Below are 17,932 nucleotides of genomic sequence, written 5' to 3' on the forward strand. Positions count from 1 at the left end.
CCGACCACGGTGTGGATCAACAAACCAGCAGCTCAACCCACCGAACTACAGAACACCTGACCACGAAAACGTCTCACTTGACTTGACAGGTTCCGGTCCGCCGACGTCGGCCTTGCCTGGGGCGCAGGGGGCCGGGTCGGGTTGGGGTCGTGTGCCGCCGTCTGATCGGTCCTTCGAGACCCCGGTCGGGAGCCCCTGCCAGCGGCGGCGGGTAGGACCCGGCCGAACGCGGGAGATGGCCCACAACCTGGCGGGAATCAGAAGCGGGGCTCCGCCCCGTCATCGCCGGTGCTCGCCCTGGCCGGCGTCTCAACCCCCGCTCGTCACCGTGCGCCAGCTCCAGGTCAACGGCGGACAACTGCCCGGGCACCTACCTGACGGAGAACATCCACAGCATTGAACACAATGGACTCCGGCCGGATGGTCGGGTGTCGGCATCCCGACCATGATCCAGACCAGGCGACACGCATACGCACCGGTCAGCACGCAACGGCACGAACCCCCGCCGGGACAGCACGGTGACAACGGAGCACCAACGGAGCACCAAGCGTCCACATGATGGAAGATCGCGGCACATCCTGGGAAGCGATCAAGGCCATAACCAGCGTTTCGGCTGGTCACGGCCTTGATGACGAAAGTGCGCCCGAAGGGACTCGAACCCCTAACCTTCTGATCCGTAGATTCCCAAGACCATGTCTAGGCCGTCCGGTCCCGTCCGCCTGGTCCTGGTCCTCGGCCCCTCGGCAACTCGATCGGTTCCGGTCCGTCCGGTCCAGTCCGCCCCGGTGGCTCCCACGCGTGGCTCCCAGACTGTCAGCTTGGGAATTGCCAATGTCTGCCTGCCAATCGGGGTGGCGGCCTGGTCTCGGTGGTCTCTCGTGGCCCCGGCTGACCCCGGCTGTCCTCGGCCAATGGCACGCTAATGGCACGCCCGGTTGCCCTCCTCCACTGCGGGCCATGTCGCCGAACGACCCAGAGGCAGTTGCGTGACCGCGTCCCACAAGATCGGATGTTGGTATGAGCAGATTCGCGGAAGTTGTCGTGCTGGCTGCCGGCGCCCATGAGGTCATGGCCCCGCTGACCCGGGACAACGACGGCACACGTCCGTGGAGCAACATCTTCGTGCCAATTGAGAGCGAATGGCCAGGTACGTTCGGCCACGGTTGGGCCGCGGAGTTCACCCACCGGCGCCACTGGACCCACCTGCTGGAGTACCTGGAGTCCCTTCCTTGGCCGCGCCCGGAGACGGTGCAGGTGCTGATACACGACGAGGAGGACGACTGCTTCGGCCTCTGGATGCTGTACGACGGCAAACTCGCCGAGGTACCGCTTCCGCGCACCGAGCGATACATCGAGTCAAGGTCGGGGACCGGGAGTGAGATCAGCTACCTGCACCGGACAGACAGTGGTCTGAGCCTTCCCGAAGGGCCGACGATGAACCGCCCCACGCCATAGCCCTGGCGAAGTCCATGTCGCAACAGTCCTTCGGCTGACTGCCCGGCATGCCCGACAGTTTCTGTTGGCGGTGGACGGAAGCGGGCTGAGGTTGACTGACCTGTGCATTACGAGATCAAGAAGGGTGATCCGACGACCTGCATTTGTACTCGTTCACCTGCGGAAACGCCTCTCGACATCTCTCACCGCTCCCCCGCCGCCCACCGGCTTCTTGCGGACCGGATGCGGACCGCTCAAAGCCGACGGGCTTGCCCCAAGCATCTAGGCTGAGCGGCATACGCTGGCCGGTGTACCTCGCCTATCTATCGACTTTGGCCATCCTGATAGCGGTTGGGCTCTTCCTCAGTGACTGGCCTTGGTGGGCACTCGCCGTAGCCGGTGCAATCTCCACGATCCCTGTGATAGTGGTCGACCGAGCCCTCTCGGCTCGCAGGAACAAAAGCCAACCCAGCTAGTAGCCGCCTGCATTGCCGCATCGCCCCGGTCTACCGCCTGCTTTGAAGCAGATCTCCTCGTCGGGCAGTCGTAGACCGTCCAGCCTCCCCTGACGGGGACAAGGTGGAGCGCGTCTCTGCCTGACGGACCGCCCCACTCTAAGCAGTCGAATTGTTCGATCGGGGCTGCTCTGCTGCCTCCGTCTCCTCGGCCTGCTCGACTCACGGCACGTCCGGGTCAGGGTGCTCGATCCGCCAGCGGCTCGCGGCAGCGTCATCGATCAGGCTGCTGTCGAGCAGCCAGTCAATGGCCCGGCGGGTTGCCCGAGCCTGGTGGAAGGCGTGCCAGACCGTCAGTAGGTGCGGATCCTCGTCGTGCAGTTCGTCCTGAACCGTCGGAAGGCACCCCTGCCTTGGACGGCCCGTAAGAGTCTGCGGCCCGCCTGCTCGTCGCTGACCCGCTCGGCAAAGTCGACCATGTCGCGGTGCCAGACGGAGGGGGGTAACGCCTCGATCGGAACCAGGTCGAGTTCATCCAGGTCCACCGGTGTCTTCCCGTCTATGCCGCCGTCAGCCGTCCACATCATGATTTCGCCGCTGGCCGGGTCGATGAGCCAGCGGTACTCGTCTGCGCTCTGGTCCTGCAGCGCCGTGGCGATCTCCTCGAGATCGAGGTGGCGTACGTCGAGCATGGTGTCCACTCCCGTTGCCGTGGTCGTCGGCAACCACGGTATGTCCGCTTCCCCCTCGGCCGCGAGACTGCCGGCCCAGTCGATTGTCAGCACGGGATCCGGGGCCATCAGGTGACTACTGCTCCAGCAACCCGCAATCGGGAGACCGGTCAGCTACAGCCCGGCGGCGTCGAGGGTCTTGACCAACGTCGGCCGGCGCTTGTGCTCAACCCGCAGCTCGGCGAGGTACCGCCCGAACGCCGCGGTCTCTCCTGCCGCCTGGTACGCCGCCCGCAGGGCCGGGAGCAACGCGACGGCCCGTCGGTAGCGCCGTTTGTCAGCCGAATTGAGGATCGCCTGCTCGACAAGGTCCCGGTACGGCTGGATCACCTCCGCCGGATGCATCACGGCCCGCCTTTCCAGCAGGGTCTGCCACTGCGCCCCGCCGAGCCACCGCCGGTGGCGAAGGGCCTCCTGCCAGGCCTCATCTTCGCGGCCCACCGCCACCAGCACGCCGACCAACTCCGAGGCGTACACCGGCTCCTGGTCGACCCGGTCGCGAAGCACCTCCAACGCCCAACCCGTCGGATCCTCGCCGCCAGCCGCCCCCGCCGTGTCGATCAACGATCGGTGTCCCGCAGCGGTGGGATGCCGGCCGAACTCCTCCCGCCGGACCCGCACGGCACCCGGCGTGTCGCCAGCGGCGAGGAGCATGCCGACCAGGAGGTCGCGGAGTCGGTCGGTGTAGGGCGAGCCAGAGTTGGCGGCCACGCCCCGCCGGGCCCAGTCCATCGCCTCGTCCCGGCGCCCGGCGGCATGTAGCACCTCGGCGATCCGTTGGTACTGCACGGCGTTGGTCAGGTGCTCGGCCAGCACCGCGACGTAGCGATCGACGTCGCCCGACACCTCAGCGAGCTGCTCGCGCAGGTCACGCACCGCGAACGCGCCGGTCCACGACTCCGAGTCGGCCACACGTGCCCGCTCGGCGACCAGCCGCTCCACCTCCGCGATCCCCCGCTTGCCCAGTGCGGGAGCGAAGTCGGCCAGTCGGACGCGGGGCCAGCCGGGACCGTCGCACTCCAGCTTCACCAGCCAGCCGGCCAGGCTGACCGGGTTCGGCAGCGCCGCCGCACACGCCTTCGCGTACAGGTCCATGAGCTCCTGCAGGTCGTCTCCGATGATTCCGGAGGAGTCATCCAGATACATCAGGGCCCGGGTGACGCGGTCGACGCCCTTGCGCAACACCGGCACCGCGAGATCCGCCCGACCGTCGGCAACCAACCGATCACACTCCTCGGCCACCTGGCGGGCGGTCTGCGAGTACTCCCGTCGACCCTGGTAGGGATCCCGCCGGCGGTCCCAGCGCAGCCGGTCCACCAACACCGTCAGATCGTCACCGGTCATCTCTCCATCTCAGCAGACCGCGACCCGGCGTCGGGAACGCACCGCCCTACCGTGTGGGGCGTGCTGAATGACCAGGATCTGGACAACGCAATCGAGGCGATCGTCGTCGACGCCTACGGCGCCGACGAGCAACACAGCGCGTTCCTCGCCGTGATCGAGGACGAAACACTCCTGCCCACCGCGGCCACCCTGCTGGGCACCCCGGTCACCGTCACCTCGATCGACTACACGAACGAGGCACGCGGCCTCGTCGCCACCTGCCAAGGCCCGGATGGCGCGGGCGAGGTCACCCTCGCCGACCTGGCGTTCCCGCCGGACACGGTCACCGCCTGGATCCACGCCGCCTACCGGCGCTACCTCGGCCTCACGCCGTTCCCGGCCCGGCCGAGGCCCGAGTGGGACCTGCCCAGCACCTGACGGTGCCTCAGCGTCGGCGGGCGTAGGCGGCCAGCCGCTCGCTGACCGGGCTGACCCGCGGTCGCGGCGCCCGTCGGAAGTGCTCCGGCTTGTGCGCGCGGAGAAGTTCCTCACCGTCGCGGGTCCAGTCGAAACGGGGCTTCTTCAGCAGCCGCCGGAACACCACACTGGCCCGCTCGGGATCACGCGCGGCCAGCCGACGCAGCACCAACGGGCCGACGCTGTCATCCTGCAGGTACGCCAGCGTGTGCTCCCGGTGGCGGCGGCGCAGCAGGTCCGGATCCGCGAACGCCGCCTCCACCAACCCGAACTCGGCGTAGAAACCCAACCCGTCGACCTCGTCGTAGATCATCGCCACCGTCTCCGCGTCCACGACATCCGGCGGCAACTCGCACACCACCGCCTCGTCACTGGCCAGGACTGAGGACGGCGTGCCAGACACCTCGGCACGGCAGAACGCGTGGTAGTCGGCCATCCGGCCGACGACCTGATCACCCGGCACCACCACCAGGTCGCTACCGAAGAACCGCACGAACCGGTCCCGGTCCTGACGCTGCAACGCCCACGCCTGGGCCAGCTTCTCCGGGTTCCGGTACACCGCCTCCGGTGCGCGCAGCGACATCTCCAACGCCATCTGGTACGCGACGTTCCGCTCTTGCGCCCGCCACACGTTCATCGGGCCGCTGATCATCCACTCCTCGCCCACCGCCACCAGCCGAGCGAGCAGGAACGACCGACGCGGTGACCGCCGGAACACCGACGGACCCATGTTGGAACGAACCCGGTAGGTCAACTCATCCACGAGATTCACCACGACCAGCGCCGGCCCGTCGCGCCCCTGCACCTCGAAGGGCCCCTGCACCACGTCCCGCCACCCGAGCAGCATCTGACGCTCCGGCTCGGACAACTCCGAGTGCGCGGCGACGAATTGCTCCACCACCGTCCGACCGTCACGCAGCCGATGCTCCAAAACGAAGTAGTCCCACAAAATCATCAAGGTGTGTTCGTCGAGCGAAAACCGCCCGTCATGCTGGTCCGCCAGCACGTCGTCGAACGCCCGGTCGTAACGCGGCTGCTGCGAGAACGCCACCAGCTGCTGCTTCAGCTCACCCGCACGATTCAACAGATCATCATCAACGGCGATCGGCACGGCCTGTTCCTACCACGACACGGCATCCACGGGACCTGACCCCCTGCCAACCGGCTCACCGGCTCACGATGCGGCGCCAGCCGACGGCCCTGCTGCGAGAGGAGGATTGCCGAGCCACCCGACGACGCGACATCTGGCAGCAGCTTCAGCACTTGACGCGGAATCAAGAGACCAAGATGCCGCCTCATCCAAGACGCAGATGAAGCGGCAGGTCAGAGCGTTCCAAGCCGAGCAGGCCGGCGGCCAACCATGCACCTGGTTACCGCCAATAAAGATCATCCGTTGCCGGATGTTACCGCCGTTACCCGAGAAGATCTTCATCTCCCCAGGTCAACCAGTCGGGACGGCCGGATTCGAACCGACGACCCCTTGACCCCCAGTCAAGTGCGCTACCAAGCTGCGCCACGTCCCGCCCTCGCGAGGTTTCCCCTGCGACAGCCGCTACAGCTTAGCGCAGCACCCGCCGCTGTTCCGCACAGGCCCCACCCGCATCGCGAGCTCACCGAACCACCGCACAACCCCTAGAGCGTCCTAGGAGGGTGGGGTAGAGATAAGCCGGACGGGCCAGCGCGGCCCATCCGGCTTATCGGACGTAACAGGTCAGCCGTGCGCCTTGCCTCGGCCGCCGGGGCCGAGCTTCTTGCGGGGGCGTACGGAGATCTCGATGGGGCTGCCCTCGTATCCGAATTCCTCGCGGAGCTTGCGCTCGACGAAGCGCTGGTAGCCAGCGTCCAGCGGGCCGGTGGTGAAGAGCACGAACCGCGGCGGCGCCACCCCGGCCTGGGTGGCGAACAGGATGCGCGGCGCGCGTCCACCGCGCACCGGGTGCGGGGTGGCCTGCACCAGGGCGGTCAGCCACTGGTTGAGGTGCGCGGTCGGCACCCGGGTCTCCCAGCTGGCGAGCGCCTTGTTCAGCGCCGGGGCCAGCTTGTCGACGGCCCGGCCGGTCATCGCCGACAGGTTCAGCCGGATCGCCCAGGGGATGCGGCGCAGTTCCCGGTCGATCTCCTTGTCCAGGTAGTACCGACGGTCGGCGTCGACCAGGTCCCACTTGTTGAACGCGATGACAAGCGCCCGGCCGGCTTCGGTCACCATCGACAGGATCCGCTGGTCCTGCTCGCTGATCGGCTCGCTGGCGTCCAGCAGGACGACTGCCACCTCGGCGGCGTCGATGGCCCCGGCGGTACGTAGGCTCGCGTAGTACTCGGTGCCGCTGGCCTTGCCGACCCGCTTGCGCAGGCCGGCGGTGTCCACCAGTTGCCAGGTCTGGCCGCCGATCTCGACGAGGCTGTCCACCGGGTCGACGGTGGTGCCGGCGACCGAGTCGACGACCGCCCGCTCCTCGCCGGAGAACCGGTTGAGCAGGCTCGACTTGCCGACGTTCGGGCGGCCGACAAGCGCGACCCGTCGTGGCCCGCGCGGCCGGTTCTCCACGATCGTCGGCGCCTCGGGCAGCGCGTCGAGGATGGCGTCCAGCAGGTCGCCGGAGCCCCGGCCGTGCAGTGCGGAGATCGGGAACGGCTCACCGAGGCCCAGCGACCACAGCGACGTGGCCTCCATCTCGATGGAGGTGTTGTCCGCCTTGTTGGCCACCAGGATCACCGGCTTGGCGCTGCGGCGCAGCATCTTCACGGCGGCCTCGTCGACGTCGGTGGAACCCACCATGGCGTCGACCACGAACAGCACCACGTCGGCGGTGACCACCGCGATCTCGGCCTGCGCCGCGATGGCCGCGGCCCGGTCCTTCGCGTCGGGCTCCCAGCCGCCGGTGTCCACCACTGTGAACGCCCGGCCGTTCCACTGGGCGTCGTACGGCACCCGGTCCCGGGTCACCCCGGGAATGTCCTCGACGACCGCCTGCCGGCGGCCGATGATCCGGTTGACGAGCGTGGACTTGCCCACGTTGGGACGACCCACCACGGCCACCACCGGCTGCGGGCCGGTCGGCTCCTCCACGGCGACGTCGCGCTCACGCAGCTCGACCCACCCACCGCCATCGGTGCTCATGCCACGCCCCGCTCGGTGAGCAGCTCACGCAGCCGCGCCACGACCTCGTCGATGCCCAGCTCGGTCGTGTCCAGCACGACGGCGTCCGGCGCCTGCGCCAGCGGGTTGACCTTGCGGGTCGAGTCGAGCAGGTCCCGGCGGGCCAGGTCGGCGGCGGTGGCCGCCACGTCGGTGGCGTCCTCCGCGCTACGTCGGGCGGCACGGGCCGCCTCGGAGGCGGTCAGGAAGACCTTCAGATCAGCGTCCGGCGCCACGACCGAGCCGATGTCACGGCCCTCGACCACCATCCGGTTAGCGTTGGCGATCATTTCGCGCTGTCGGGCGACAAGCAGTTCACGGACCGCTGGCACCGCGGCCACGGCGGAGACCGCCCCGGTCACCTCCGGGCCCCGGATGTCCGCGTCCACGCCGACCCCGTCGATGGTCACGGCGTACCCCTGCGGGTGGGTGCCGATGCGCAGGTTGACCTCACCGGCGACCTTGGCCACCGACGCGGTGTCGGTGAGATCCACGCCGGAGCGCAGCACGGCGAACGTGATCGCCCGGTACATCGCCCCGGTGTCCAGGTAGCGCGCACCGATGCTGACGGCGAGCCGCCGCGACACGGTGGACTTACCCGAACCGGACGGCCCGTCCACAGCGACCACACATCGCTCGGCCCGTACGTTTTCCTCCACCGTGTCCTCCTCAGCCCGTACCTCGCGGAACGCCCGGTGATTCGGCGCCGCAAGCGGTTAGTCAATCGTCATCAATCATGCCCGGGGTCCTTGCCGGACCCCCGCGCGACGCCGCCGGAGGCGACCCACGCCACCCAGGCGACCGCGTCTCGGCCGTACCGGAGCCTACCGGCAGCCGTACCCCCGAACTCGGGGGTCAGTCACCCACCGCGTTGAACAGGGCGGCGACCTCCGCGTTGGTCAGCCGCCGGATCCGCCCGGTGCGCAGGTCACCCAGCCGGATCGGACCGATCGAGGTACGCACCAGCCGGGTGACCGGGTGGCCGACCTCCTCCATCAGCCGTCGGACGATGTGCTTGCGGCCCTCGTGCAGGCTCAGCTCCACCTGGGCGGATTTGCCGAGAGTGTCCACCACCTTGAACGAGTCGACCTTGACCGGCCCGTCCTCCAGCTCGACCCCGGCCAGCAGCCGCTTGCTCAGGTTGCGCGGGATCGGCCCGACCACCTCGGCGAGGTAGGTCTTCAACACCTGGTACGAGGGGTGCATGAGCTTGTGCGCGAGGGTGCCGTCGTTGGTGAGCAGCAGCAGGCCCTCGCTGTCCGCGTCGAGCCGCCCGACGTGGTAGACCCGCTGCTCCAGCCGGGCGCCGATGAAGTCGGACAGCTCGTTGCGTCCCTTTTCGTCCGCCATTGTGGTGACCACGCCGCGCGGCTTGTTCATCGCCACGTAGACCAGGCGGACGTCGACCTGGAGGCGCTCCCCGTCCACGTGGATCACCGCGATGGCCGGGTCGACCTTGTCGCCGAGCTTGGCGACGCGCCCGTCGACAGTGACGCGGCGACGAAAGATCAGGTCCTCGCAGGCGCGCCGAGAGCCCACGCCGGCGGCGGCGAGCACCTTCTGCAGGCGCTCCGCCCCCTCGAAGACGGGCGCGTCGGGTTTGGGGGAACGGTTATCGGGTCGCATCAGCAAGCTCTTCTACGTCGTCGGGCAGGAAGGGGGCCAGGGGAGGCAGCTCGTCGACGGTGTTCAGCCCGAGCTTCTCCAGGAACAGTGTGGTGGTCCGGTACAGGAAGGCCCCGCTGTCCTGTTCGGTGCCGCACTCCTCGATGAGACCGCGGCTCACCAGCGTACGGATGACACCGTCGCAGTTCACACCCCGGATGGCCGAGACCCGCGACCGGGTCACCGGCTGCTTGTAAGCGACCACAGCCAGAGTCTCCAGCGCTGCCTGGGTCAGTCGCACGGACTGCCCGTCCAGGACGAACCGCTCGACGTACGTAGCGTATTCCGGCCGGGTGTACAACCGCCAACCGCCGGCCGCCCGCCGCAGCTCGAACCCGTGCCCGGCAGCCGCGTAACCGGCGGCGATCTCGTCCAGCATCGGCCCGATCCGCTCGGCCGGCTGCTCCAACACCTGGGCCAGGACCAGCTCGCTGACCGGCTCGTCCACCACCAGCAGGATCGCCTCCAACGCTCCGCGCAGCTCGGCGTCGGCCAGCTCCGGCGCGGGCTGCGTGACGACCGTCACCCGCCGTCGCCCCGCCACCTCCCGCCGGGGTACGTCCCCACCCCCGCCCAACTCCCCCACCCCAGTCGCCCCGGCACCAGGCTCGCCGGCACCAGGCTCGCCGGCACCAGGCTCGCCGGCATCGGGATCCCCCGAGATCTTGGAAGAATTCGGCCCCCGGAGGGGCGGTTTGCTTCCAAGATCTTCCGAGGCCAGCGGCGGGACGGTGACGGACGCGGGGTCGAGTTGGTCGGTGGCGCAATCTTCGCCATGCTCATCGGGCTCGGCGGTGCCGGGAGACTCGACAGCCTCGGGGGCGCGGGGAGTCTCGGGAGCGCCGAGAGACTCGACAGCTTCGGGAGCGCCCGGAGATTCGACAGCTTCGGGGGTGGGAGGCGGTTGGCGAGGGCGGTCCCATGGGGGGATCCAGGCGGCGGCCTGGTCGGCCAGGGAATCCCGACGCTGCTCGTCACTCATTCCGCTCGTCCTCCGTCGTTCCCGCCCGGTCTGCTCCCCCGGCCCCACCCGCCAGCTCCAACCCCGGCCCGGGCTCCGGCACGAAAGCGGCCTCCGGCAAGGGCCCCGGCCCCGGCCCCGAGTCCGGCTCCGGCTCCGGCTCCGGCTCCGGCTCCGGCTCCGGCTCCGGCTCCGGCTCCGGCTCCGGCTCCGGCTCCGGCAAGAAAACCCGCTCCGGCTCCGGCACGACAGCGGGCGCCGGCCCCGGCCCGAGAACGGCCTCCGGCACCGGCTCCGGCACGACAGCGGGAACCGGCACGACAGCGGGCTCCGGGTCGGCGGGGGTGCCGGCGTACTCGTCGACGTGCAGTTCGGTGTCGCCGTCGGTCGGGCCGGTCCAGCGGACCGTCAGCTCCTCCAGGGCCTGCTCCTGGACAAAGGCCACAAGCCCTTCCCGGTACAGCTCCAGCAGCGCCAGGAACCGGGCCACCACCTCCAGGGTCGCCTCGCAGTCGGCGCAGAGCAGCGAGAACGTCGCCGTGCCGGCCCGGCGCAGTCGGGAGGCGAGGATCGCCGCGTGTTCCCGGACGCTTACCCGGACCATGTGCACGTGGGCGATGGAGACTTCCGGCACGGGCTTCGGGGTCATCGCCCTGACGGCCAGCTTCAACAGCCGCTGCGGGCCGATGCCGAGCACCAGGTCGGGCAGCGCCTCGGCGTACCGGGGTTCCAGGCTTACCGCCCGTGGATACCGCCGACCGCCGACCGCCTCCAACTCGGCGATGTGCGCGGCCGCCTCCTTGTACGCCTTGTACTGCAGCAGCCGGGCGAAGAGCAGGTCCCGGGCCTCCAGCAGGGCGAGGTCTGCTTCGTCCTCCACCTCGGCAGCGGGGAGCAGCCGGGCGGCCTTGAGGTCGAGCAGGGTCGCGGCGATGAGCAGAAACTCGCTTGCCTCGTCGAGGTCCCAGTTGTCGCCCATGGCTCGGATGTAGGCGATGAACTCGTCGGTGACCGTGTGCAGGGCCACCTCGGTGACGTCGAGCTTGTGTTTGCCGATGAGTTGCAGCAGCAGGTCGAACGGGCCGGTGAAGTTGGCCAGCCGCACCGTGAAGCCGCTGGCCGCCGGGTCGGCGGGCACCACACCGTCACCCGCAGGCGGCGCACCGTCAACCGAGGGCGGCACACCGTCACCCGCAGGCGGCGCACCGTCAACCGAGGGCGGCGCACCGTCACCCGCGGGCGGCACACCGTCGACCGCGGCCGGTGCAGCGGCCTCGGACGGGTACAGGGGTGGCGCGGTCACCGGACGACCGTAGTGCACGAAGCGGGCACGGGGTGTTCCGGCTACCGCTCCGACTGGGCGGCGATCACCTCGCGGGCCAGTTGACGGTAGTTGCGCGCCCCGGAGGACGCCGGATCCATAGTGGTGATGGGCGCACCGGCCACGGTGGACTCGGGGAACTTCACCGTCTTGGTGATGACCGTCTGGTAGACCTTGTCGCCGAACGCCTCCACGACCCGCTGCAACACCTGGCGGCAGTGGGTGGTGCGGCTGTCGTACATGGTGGCGAGGATGCCTTCGAGCTCCAGGTCGAAGTTGAGCCGCTCCCGCACCTTGTCGATGGTGTCCAGCAGCAGCGCCACACCACGGAGGCTGAAGAACTCGCATTCGAGCGGGATGAGCACGCCGTGCGCGACGGTCAGCGCGTTGATCGCCAGCAGACCGAGTGAGGGCTGGCAGTCGATCAGGATGTAGTCGTATTCCTTGCGGACCGTGCGCAGCACCCGGGCCAGGGCCATCTCCCGGGCCACCTCGTTGACGAGCTGGATCTCGGCGGCGGAGAGGTCGATGTTGGCCGGCAGTAGGTGCAGCCCCGCGACGTCGGTCTTGATGACGACGTCCTCGGCGATGATGTCGTCCTGCATGAGCAGGTTGTAGATCGACAGGTCGAGGTTGTGCGGGTTGACCCCGAGCCCCACCGAGAGCGCGCCCTGCGGGTCGAAGTCGACAAGCAGCACCTTGCGGCCGTACTCGGCGAGCGCCGCGCCCAGGTTGATGGTGGTCGTGGTCTTGCCGACGCCACCCTTCTGGTTGGCCATCGCGATGATGCGCGCCGGGCCGTGCCGATCGGTGGGCATCGGCTCGGGAATGGGCTTGCGCATCGTGTAGGCAGCCGGGTCCGCAGGACCCAGGTCCGCGCCGAGCGTGGCCTGCTGCTCGCGGAGCTCCGACGTCCAGGTCTCGGCACGGTCACCGTTGCCAGCCATGTGCTCGTTGCCCCCTCCCGACGACCCCACCCGGCGTCGGAGCCGTCCGACGTCCTTCGCGGCGCCGCTGCGCACCCCGGTCTGTCGCCCCAGGAGGTCCGCGCCGATGCCGACTGTACGCCACCGACCAGCAGGTCGTTCAGCACCGGCCCGGCGTGTCGGCGCCGACCCCGCCCGGTTCAGCCGCGGGCGCGCGGGTGGGCGGTGGCGTACACCTCGCGCAGCCGCTCGACTGTGACGAGCGTGTAGACCTGGGTGGTGGTCACCGACGCGTGGCCGAGCAGTTCCTGGACCACCCGCACGTCGGCGCCACCGTCGAGCAGGTGGGTGGCGTAGGAGTGGCGCAGGGTGTGCGGGGACACCGCCGCCGGGCCGTCGACCGGCAGGCCGGCCCGCCCGGCGGCACGACGCAGGATCGCCCAGGCGCCCTGCCGGGACAGCGCTCCCCCACGCGCGTTGAGGAAGACCGCAGGGGTGCCGCGGCCGGCGGCGGCCAGGCCGGGACGGGCCCGGACCAGGTAGGCACGGACCGCCTCGACGGCGTACCCCCCGATCGGCACCAGCCGCACCCGGCCGCCCTTGCCGCGCAACAGCACCGTGCCCTCGTCGGTGTCGAGGTCGTCGATCGCGGCGCCGACGGCCTCGGAGATCCGCGCGCCGGTGCCGTACAGAAACTCCAGCAGCGCCCTGTCGCGCAGCGCGAGCGGCGCGTCGTCGCCTGTCGCGGAGACCGGCCCGGCCGTCTCCAGCAGCCGGACCACGTCGTCGACCGGCAGCGCGCGGGGCAGCCGGCGGGGCGGGGTGGGCGGTCGGACGTCGCGGCTGGGGTCGGCGCCGGCCAGCCCTTCGCGCAGCGCGAAGCGGTGCAGGCCGCGTACCGCGCTGGCCGCGCGGGCGGCGGACGACACCGCAAGGGGCGGGTGCGCGTCGTCACCGGCACGCAGCCGGGCCAGATGCGATTCGACGACGCCGGCGCCGACCGACGCGAGGTCCGCGATGCCGGCGGCGGCAAGCGTCGTGAGATAGCGCTCCAGATCCCGACGGTACGAGGAGAGGGTGTTCGCCGACAGGCCACGTTCGACGGTGAGGTGGTCGAGGTAGCCGCGGACGGCACGACGCAGGGCCGGCGCGGGCTCGTCGCCCGTGCCGGCCCTGGCCGCGATGCCGGTCAGTACGCCACCGTTCTAGGCCAGCGCGTCGGCCAGCGGGAGCACGTCCATGCCGTGCGCCTCGGCGACCGGACCGTAGGTGACCCGACCGTCGTGGGTGTTCAGGCCCAACGCCAGCGCCGAATCGCGGCGCAGCGCCTCGCGCCAGCCCTGGTTGGCCAGTTCGAGGGCGTACGGCAGGGTGACGTTCGTCAGCGCGTAGGTGCTGGTGTTCGGGACCGCGCCGGGCATGTTCGCGACGCAGTAGAAGATCGACTCGTGCACCTTGTAGACCGGGTCGGCGTGCGTGGTGGGACGCGAGTCCTCGAAGCAGCCGCCCTGGTCGATGGCGATGTCGACGAGCACGCTGCCCGGCTTCATCCGGGAGACCAACTCGTTGGAGATGAGCGTCGGCGCCTTGGCACCGGGCACCAGCACGGCGCCGATGACCAGGTCGGCGTCGAGCACTGCCCGCTCGACCTCATACGCGTTGGAGGCGACGGTCTGCAGGTGGCCGCGGTAGATGGCGTCGGCCTGCCGCAGCCGGGCGACGTTCTTGTCCAGCAGCAGCACCTCGGACTGCAGGCCCAGCGCGATGGCGGCGGCGTTCATGCCGGAGACACCGGCGCCGATGACCACGGTCTTGGCCGCGTACACACCGGAGACACCGCCAGGAAGCACACCGCGCCCGCCGCCGGTACGCATCATGTAGAAGGCGCCCACCTGCGGGGCGAGCCGGCCGGCGACCTCGGACATCGGGGCGAGCAGCGGCAGCGAGCGGTCGGGCAGTTCGACGGTCTCGTACGCGATGCCGGTGACCTTGCGGTCGATGAGCGCGTCGGTGCACTCCTTGGAGGCGGCCAGGTGCAGGTAGGTGAAGAGCACCTGCCCTTCGCGCATCCGGTGGTATTCCTCGGCGATCGGCTCCTTGACCTTGAGCACCAGCTCGGCGGTCTCCCACACCTCGTCGGCGGTCGCCAGGATCTTCGCGCCCGCCGCCGCGAACTCGTCGTCGGTGATGCTGGAGCCGAGCCCGGCGCCGGCCTCGACGAAGACCTGGTGGCCACTGCGGGTGAACTCGTTGACGCCCGCGGGCGTGATCGCCACGCGGTACTCGTGGTTCTTGACCTCGCGTGGGATTCCGACCTTCACGATGCAGACACCTCTCTTCGGGGCTGCTTCCCCCGACTGCTCGGTGCCGCGGCGGCCCCATTGCCGCCACGGTCCACCGGTCCCGTCGGCGGCAGTCTAGGCGCGCCCGGCCCCACCGAAAGCCAGCACTGTGACATCCGGTGCTCGGGTGTCCTGACGGTGTGTCAGGGCAGCGACCGTTGGCCGGCGGTGTGATCCCGCCTCAGCCGTCAGGACAGTATTCGCCATTATCGTCCCACCTGACGGGCGTGTATGCGGACAGCGGCCGAGTGGATCACTAATGTGTCCGCCCATGACCACTCCTCCTTATCAGCCCGGGTACGCCCCGGGCCAGTCCGACAAGAGCAAGGTCGTCGCGGGCATCCTCGGCATCCTGCTCGGCACCTTCGGTGCCGGTCGGTTCTACACCGGACACACCAAGATCGCTGTTCTCCAGCTCGTCGTCAGCATCGTGACCTGCGGCGTCGGCGCGCTCTGGGGCGTCATCGACGGCATCATGATCCTGGTGAACGGCGGCACGGACGCGCAGGGCCGTCCGCTGCGCGACTGATCCCCCACCCTGAACGTCGAAGGGCCCCGCGGCTTGCCGCGGGGCCCTTTCGCTCGTACCCCTCAGTGGGGTGGTGGCTCAGCGCGGCAGCGGCGCGTCCGCCCGGCGCAGTGCCGAGAAACCGGTGTCGCGGGCGCGGGCCGCGGCCAGCAGACCGGCCACCGCCGAGGCGTTGGTGATCTCGCCGGCCAGGACCATGTCGACCGCCTCGTCCAGGGCGATCCGGACGACCTGCAGGTCGGCCTCCTCGTCGTGGCGCTCGTGGCGCTCGCCCGCCGGCACGTCGGCCAGGTCCCGGGCGAGGTAGACGCGGACCAACTCGTTGGTGAACCCCGGCGAGCTGTGCAGGTCGACAAGCACGTCGATCCGCCCGGCCGTGAGGTCGGCCTCCTCGGCCAACTCCCGCAGCGCGGCGGCCGGCAACTCCTCGCCGGAGACGTCCATCAGCCCGGCCGGCAGCTCCCACAGGTGCCGCCCGACCGGGTGCCGGTACTGCCGGATCAGCACCACCTGCCCGGCCTCGTCGAGCGCCACCACGGCAACCGCCCCGACGTGCCGCACGAGGTCCCGCAGCGCGGTCCCGCCGCCCGGCATGGTCACCTCCTCGCTGACCACGTCGAAGATCCGCCCCCGGTAATGCTCCTCGCGGGAACGCACCTCGTAGCGGTGCTCGACGGCACTCACGCGGTCACCCCGCCGGCGCGCTCGCTCACGACGCCGAACCGGCAGTCGTCGACGCACCGTTGCGGGCGGCCTTGCGCGCCGACGGGGCCTCCGTCGCCGGGTCCAGGTCGACCGGCAACTGGTCGGCCTGCGAGTACGCCACAGCGGCCTTCACGAACGAGGCGAACAGCGGGTGCGGCCGGGTGGGGCGGCTCTTCAGCTCCGGATGCGCCTGCGTGGCCACGAAGAACGGGTGCAGACTCCGGTCCAGCTCGACGAACTCGACGAGCCGACCGTCCGGCGAGGTCCCGGAGATGTGCAGACCCGCCTTGGTCAGCGCGTCCCGGTAGGCGTTGTTGACCTCGTACCGGTGCCGGTGCCGCTCGCTGATGTCGGTGCTGCCGTACGCCTCGGCGACGATCGAACCCTTGGTCAACGTGGCCGGGTACGCCCCGAGCCGCATGGTGCCGCCCAGGTCACCCTTGCCGGCGACGATGTCCTCCTGGTCGGCCATCGTGGCAATCACCGGGTGCGTGGCCTGCTCGTCGAACTCCAACGAGTTGGCGCCGTCCAGACCGGCCAGGTGCCGGGCCACGTCGATGGTCATGCACTGCAGGCCGAGGCAGAGACCGAGCAGCGGGATGCCGTTCTCCCGCGCGTACCGGGCCGTGCCGATCTTGCCCTCGATGCCGCGTACACCGAACCCGCCGGGGATGACGATGCCGTCCACACCGGCCAGGGCCGCCGCAGCACCGGCCGGGGTGACGCACTCGTCGCTGGGCACCCAGCGCAGCTGCACCCGGGCCCGGTGACCGAAACCGGCCGCCCGGATCGCCTCGCTCACCGACAGGTACGCGTCGGGCAGGTCGACGTACTTGCCCACCACCGCGACGGTCACCGTGTGCCGGGGCCGGTGCACCCGCTCCAGCAGGTCGTCCCAGCTGGCCCAGTCCACGTCCCGGAACGACAGCCCGAGCCGGCGCACCACGTACGCGTCGAGCCCCTCACGGTGCAGCACCTTCGGAATGTCGTAGATGCTCGGCGCGTCCGGAGCGGCGACGACCGCCTCGGTGTCCACGTCGCAGTAGAGCGACAGCTTCTCCTTGAGCTTCACCGGGATCTCCCGGTCGCAGCGCAGCACGATGGCATCCGGCTGGATGCCGATGTTGCGCAACTGCGCCACAGAGTGCTGGGTCGGCTTGGTCTTCAGCTCACCCGACGGCGCCAAGTAGGGCACCAGCGACACGTGCAGGTAGAAGCAGTTGTCCCGGCCCAGGTCGTGACGGACCTGGCGGATCGCCTCCAGGAACGGCAGCGACTCGATGTCGCCGACCGTGCCACCGACCTCCGTGATCACCACGTCGGGCAGGACGCCGTCGTCGTCCGGGTCGCCCATCGCCAGGATCCGCGACTTGATCTCGTTGGTGATGTGCGGGATGACCTGCACCGTGTCACCGAGATACTCGCCGCGCCGCTCCTTGGCGATCACGTCGGAGTAGATCTGGCCGGTGGTGACGTTCGCCTTGCCGGACAACGCCCGGTCCAGGAATCGCTCGTAGTGGCCGACGTCGAGGTCGGTCTCGGCGCCGTCCTCGGTAATGAAGACCTCGCCGTGCTGGAACGGGTTCATCGTTCCGGGGTCGACGTTGAGGTAGGGGTCGAGCTTCTGCATCACCACACGCAGACCGCGCGCGGTCAGCAGGTTGCCGAGGCTGGAGGCGGTGAGGCCCTTGCCCAGCGAGGAGGCGACGCCCCCGGTGACGAAAATGTGCCTGGTCGTCCGTGCTGATGGGGCCAAGGCCTGCTCCCGTGTCGTCCGTCGCGGTCATGCAGACCGCCGTGCTTTGACCACCAAAGTGATCACGCGATCCACGGGATTCCACGGTAACACCTCTGCGACGGGTACTCGCAGGCCGCACCCCGGGCGGGCCACCATCGGGCCACCACTGGGCCACCGCGACGATGCCCG

Annotated in this window: 17 protein-coding genes and 1 tRNA gene; 4 read left to right on the forward strand and 14 right to left on the reverse strand. The window is 69.8% G+C overall.

The window, feature by feature from the left end; translation table 11 throughout:
• Positions 1 to 1,017: 1,017 nt before the first annotated feature.
• The gene (locus tag ACFY2Q_RS28370; protein ID WP_387135520.1) at positions 1,018 to 1,455 is read left to right on the forward strand and encodes a hypothetical protein; all 438 of its coding nucleotides are present in this window, start codon (positions 1,018 to 1,020) and stop codon (positions 1,453 to 1,455) included.
• Between the two features lie 787 nt (positions 1,456 to 2,242).
• Here ACFY2Q_RS28370 and ACFY2Q_RS28375 read toward each other — a convergent pair.
• Entirely contained in the window at positions 2,243 to 2,689 is a 447-nt protein-coding gene (locus ACFY2Q_RS28375) for a hypothetical protein (protein ID WP_387135522.1), read from the reverse strand.
• Positions 2,690 to 2,734: 45 nt separating this feature from the next.
• Entirely contained in the window at positions 2,735 to 3,964 is a 1,230-nt protein-coding gene (locus ACFY2Q_RS28380; protein ID WP_387135525.1) for a hypothetical protein, read from the reverse strand.
• A gap of 60 nt (positions 3,965 to 4,024) precedes the next feature.
• Between ACFY2Q_RS28380 and ACFY2Q_RS28385 the strand changes: the two genes are divergently transcribed.
• Positions 4,025 to 4,381 (forward strand): hypothetical protein, encoded by a 357-nt coding sequence (locus ACFY2Q_RS28385; protein ID WP_387135528.1) that lies wholly within the window; start codon positions 4,025 to 4,027, stop codon positions 4,379 to 4,381.
• 7 nt (positions 4,382 to 4,388) lie between these two features.
• Here the strand turns inward: ACFY2Q_RS28385 and ACFY2Q_RS28390 are convergent, their stop codons facing one another.
• Entirely contained in the window at positions 4,389 to 5,321 is a 933-nt protein-coding gene (locus ACFY2Q_RS28390; RefSeq protein WP_387135530.1) for a hypothetical protein, read from the reverse strand.
• A 60-nt stretch (positions 5,322 to 5,381) separates the two neighbouring features.
• Here ACFY2Q_RS28390 and ACFY2Q_RS28395 point away from each other — a divergent pair, with 60 nt between their 5' ends.
• Positions 5,382 to 5,570: a hypothetical protein gene (locus ACFY2Q_RS28395; protein WP_387135532.1), complete on the forward strand. Its 189-nt coding sequence runs from the start codon at positions 5,382 to 5,384 to the stop codon at positions 5,568 to 5,570.
• 299 nt (positions 5,571 to 5,869) lie between these two features.
• Here the strand turns inward: ACFY2Q_RS28395 and ACFY2Q_RS28400 are convergent.
• The 9 genes from ACFY2Q_RS28400 to ald all read right to left on the reverse strand — a co-directional run bounded on the left by ACFY2Q_RS28400 (position 5,870) and on the right by ald (position 14,750).
• A tRNA-Pro gene (locus ACFY2Q_RS28400) sits at positions 5,870 to 5,943 on the reverse strand.
• 188 nt (positions 5,944 to 6,131) lie between these two features.
• The gene (gene der / locus ACFY2Q_RS28405; protein WP_387135535.1) at positions 6,132 to 7,538 is read right to left on the reverse strand and encodes a ribosome biogenesis GTPase Der; all 1,407 of its coding nucleotides are present in this window, start codon (positions 7,536 to 7,538) and stop codon (positions 6,132 to 6,134) included.
• Complete coding sequence (cmk, locus tag ACFY2Q_RS28410) at positions 7,535 to 8,215, reverse strand: (d)CMP kinase (RefSeq protein WP_387135538.1); 681 nt, start codon at positions 8,213 to 8,215, stop codon at positions 7,535 to 7,537. The genes der and cmk overlap by 4 nt, the downstream gene beginning before the upstream one ends.
• Positions 8,216 to 8,411: 196 nt before the next feature.
• Complete coding sequence (locus tag ACFY2Q_RS28415; RefSeq protein WP_387135541.1) at positions 8,412 to 9,182, reverse strand: pseudouridine synthase; 771 nt, start codon at positions 9,180 to 9,182, stop codon at positions 8,412 to 8,414.
• Positions 9,169 to 10,203, reverse strand: coding sequence for an SMC-Scp complex subunit ScpB (gene scpB, locus ACFY2Q_RS28420; protein WP_387135543.1), 1,035 nt, complete (start codon positions 10,201 to 10,203; stop codon positions 9,169 to 9,171). Before scpB ends, ACFY2Q_RS28415 begins: the two co-directional genes overlap by 14 nt.
• Positions 10,196 to 11,323, reverse strand: coding sequence for a segregation and condensation protein A (locus ACFY2Q_RS28425; protein WP_387135585.1), 1,128 nt, complete (start codon positions 11,321 to 11,323; stop codon positions 10,196 to 10,198). Before ACFY2Q_RS28425 ends, scpB begins: the two co-directional genes overlap by 8 nt.
• 203 nt (positions 11,324 to 11,526) lie before the next feature.
• Entirely contained in the window at positions 11,527 to 12,450 is a 924-nt protein-coding gene (locus tag ACFY2Q_RS28430; protein WP_030487987.1) for a ParA family protein, read from the reverse strand.
• A gap of 179 nt (positions 12,451 to 12,629) precedes the next feature.
• Positions 12,630 to 13,613, reverse strand: coding sequence for a site-specific tyrosine recombinase XerD (locus ACFY2Q_RS28435; protein WP_387135587.1), 984 nt, complete (start codon positions 13,611 to 13,613; stop codon positions 12,630 to 12,632).
• Positions 13,614 to 13,634: 21 nt separating this feature from the next.
• Positions 13,635 to 14,750, reverse strand: a complete 1,116-nt coding sequence (ald, locus tag ACFY2Q_RS28440) for an alanine dehydrogenase (protein WP_387135547.1) — start codon at positions 14,748 to 14,750, stop codon at positions 13,635 to 13,637.
• A gap of 292 nt (positions 14,751 to 15,042) precedes the next feature.
• On the opposite strand from ald, the gene ACFY2Q_RS28445 reads away from it, so the two are divergent.
• Positions 15,043 to 15,300 (forward strand): TM2 domain-containing protein, encoded by a 258-nt coding sequence (locus ACFY2Q_RS28445; protein ID WP_387135549.1) that lies wholly within the window; start codon positions 15,043 to 15,045, stop codon positions 15,298 to 15,300.
• A 78-nt stretch (positions 15,301 to 15,378) separates the two neighbouring features.
• Here the strand turns inward: ACFY2Q_RS28445 and ACFY2Q_RS28450 are convergent, their stop codons facing one another.
• Positions 15,379 to 15,984, reverse strand: a complete 606-nt coding sequence (locus ACFY2Q_RS28450; protein ID WP_387135551.1) for an NUDIX domain-containing protein — start codon at positions 15,982 to 15,984, stop codon at positions 15,379 to 15,381.
• 25 nt (positions 15,985 to 16,009) lie between these two features.
• Positions 16,010 to 17,761: a CTP synthase gene (locus ACFY2Q_RS28455; protein WP_387135553.1), complete on the reverse strand. Its 1,752-nt coding sequence runs from the start codon at positions 17,759 to 17,761 to the stop codon at positions 16,010 to 16,012.
• Positions 17,762 to 17,932: the final 171 nt, after the last annotated feature.

The sequence above is a fragment of the Micromonospora sp. NPDC000316 genome (assembly GCF_042898885.1).
GTDB lineage: Bacteria > Actinomycetota > Actinomycetes > Mycobacteriales > Micromonosporaceae > Micromonospora.

Coding starts and splice junctions, on each gene's coding strand:
- ACFY2Q_RS28370 (WP_387135520.1), top strand. CDS start 1,018: ATGAGCAGATTCGCGGAAGTTGTCGTGCTGGCTGCCGGCGCCCATGAG.
- ACFY2Q_RS28375 (WP_387135522.1), bottom strand. CDS start 2,689: ATGGCCCCGGATCCCGTGCTGACAATCGACTGGGCCGGCAGTCTCGCG.
- ACFY2Q_RS28380 (WP_387135525.1), bottom strand. CDS start 3,964: ATGACCGGTGACGATCTGACGGTGTTGGTGGACCGGCTGCGCTGGGAC.
- der (WP_387135535.1), bottom strand. CDS start 7,538: ATGAGCACCGATGGCGGTGGGTGGGTCGAGCTGCGTGAGCGCGACGTC.
- ACFY2Q_RS28415 (WP_387135541.1), bottom strand. CDS start 9,182: ATGCGACCCGATAACCGTTCCCCCAAACCCGACGCGCCCGTCTTCGAG.
- scpB (WP_387135543.1), bottom strand. CDS start 10,203: ATGAGTGACGAGCAGCGTCGGGATTCCCTGGCCGACCAGGCCGCCGCC.
- ACFY2Q_RS28430 (WP_030487987.1), bottom strand. CDS start 12,450: ATGGCTGGCAACGGTGACCGTGCCGAGACCTGGACGTCGGAGCTCCGC.
- ACFY2Q_RS28445 (WP_387135549.1), top strand. CDS start 15,043: ATGACCACTCCTCCTTATCAGCCCGGGTACGCCCCGGGCCAGTCCGAC.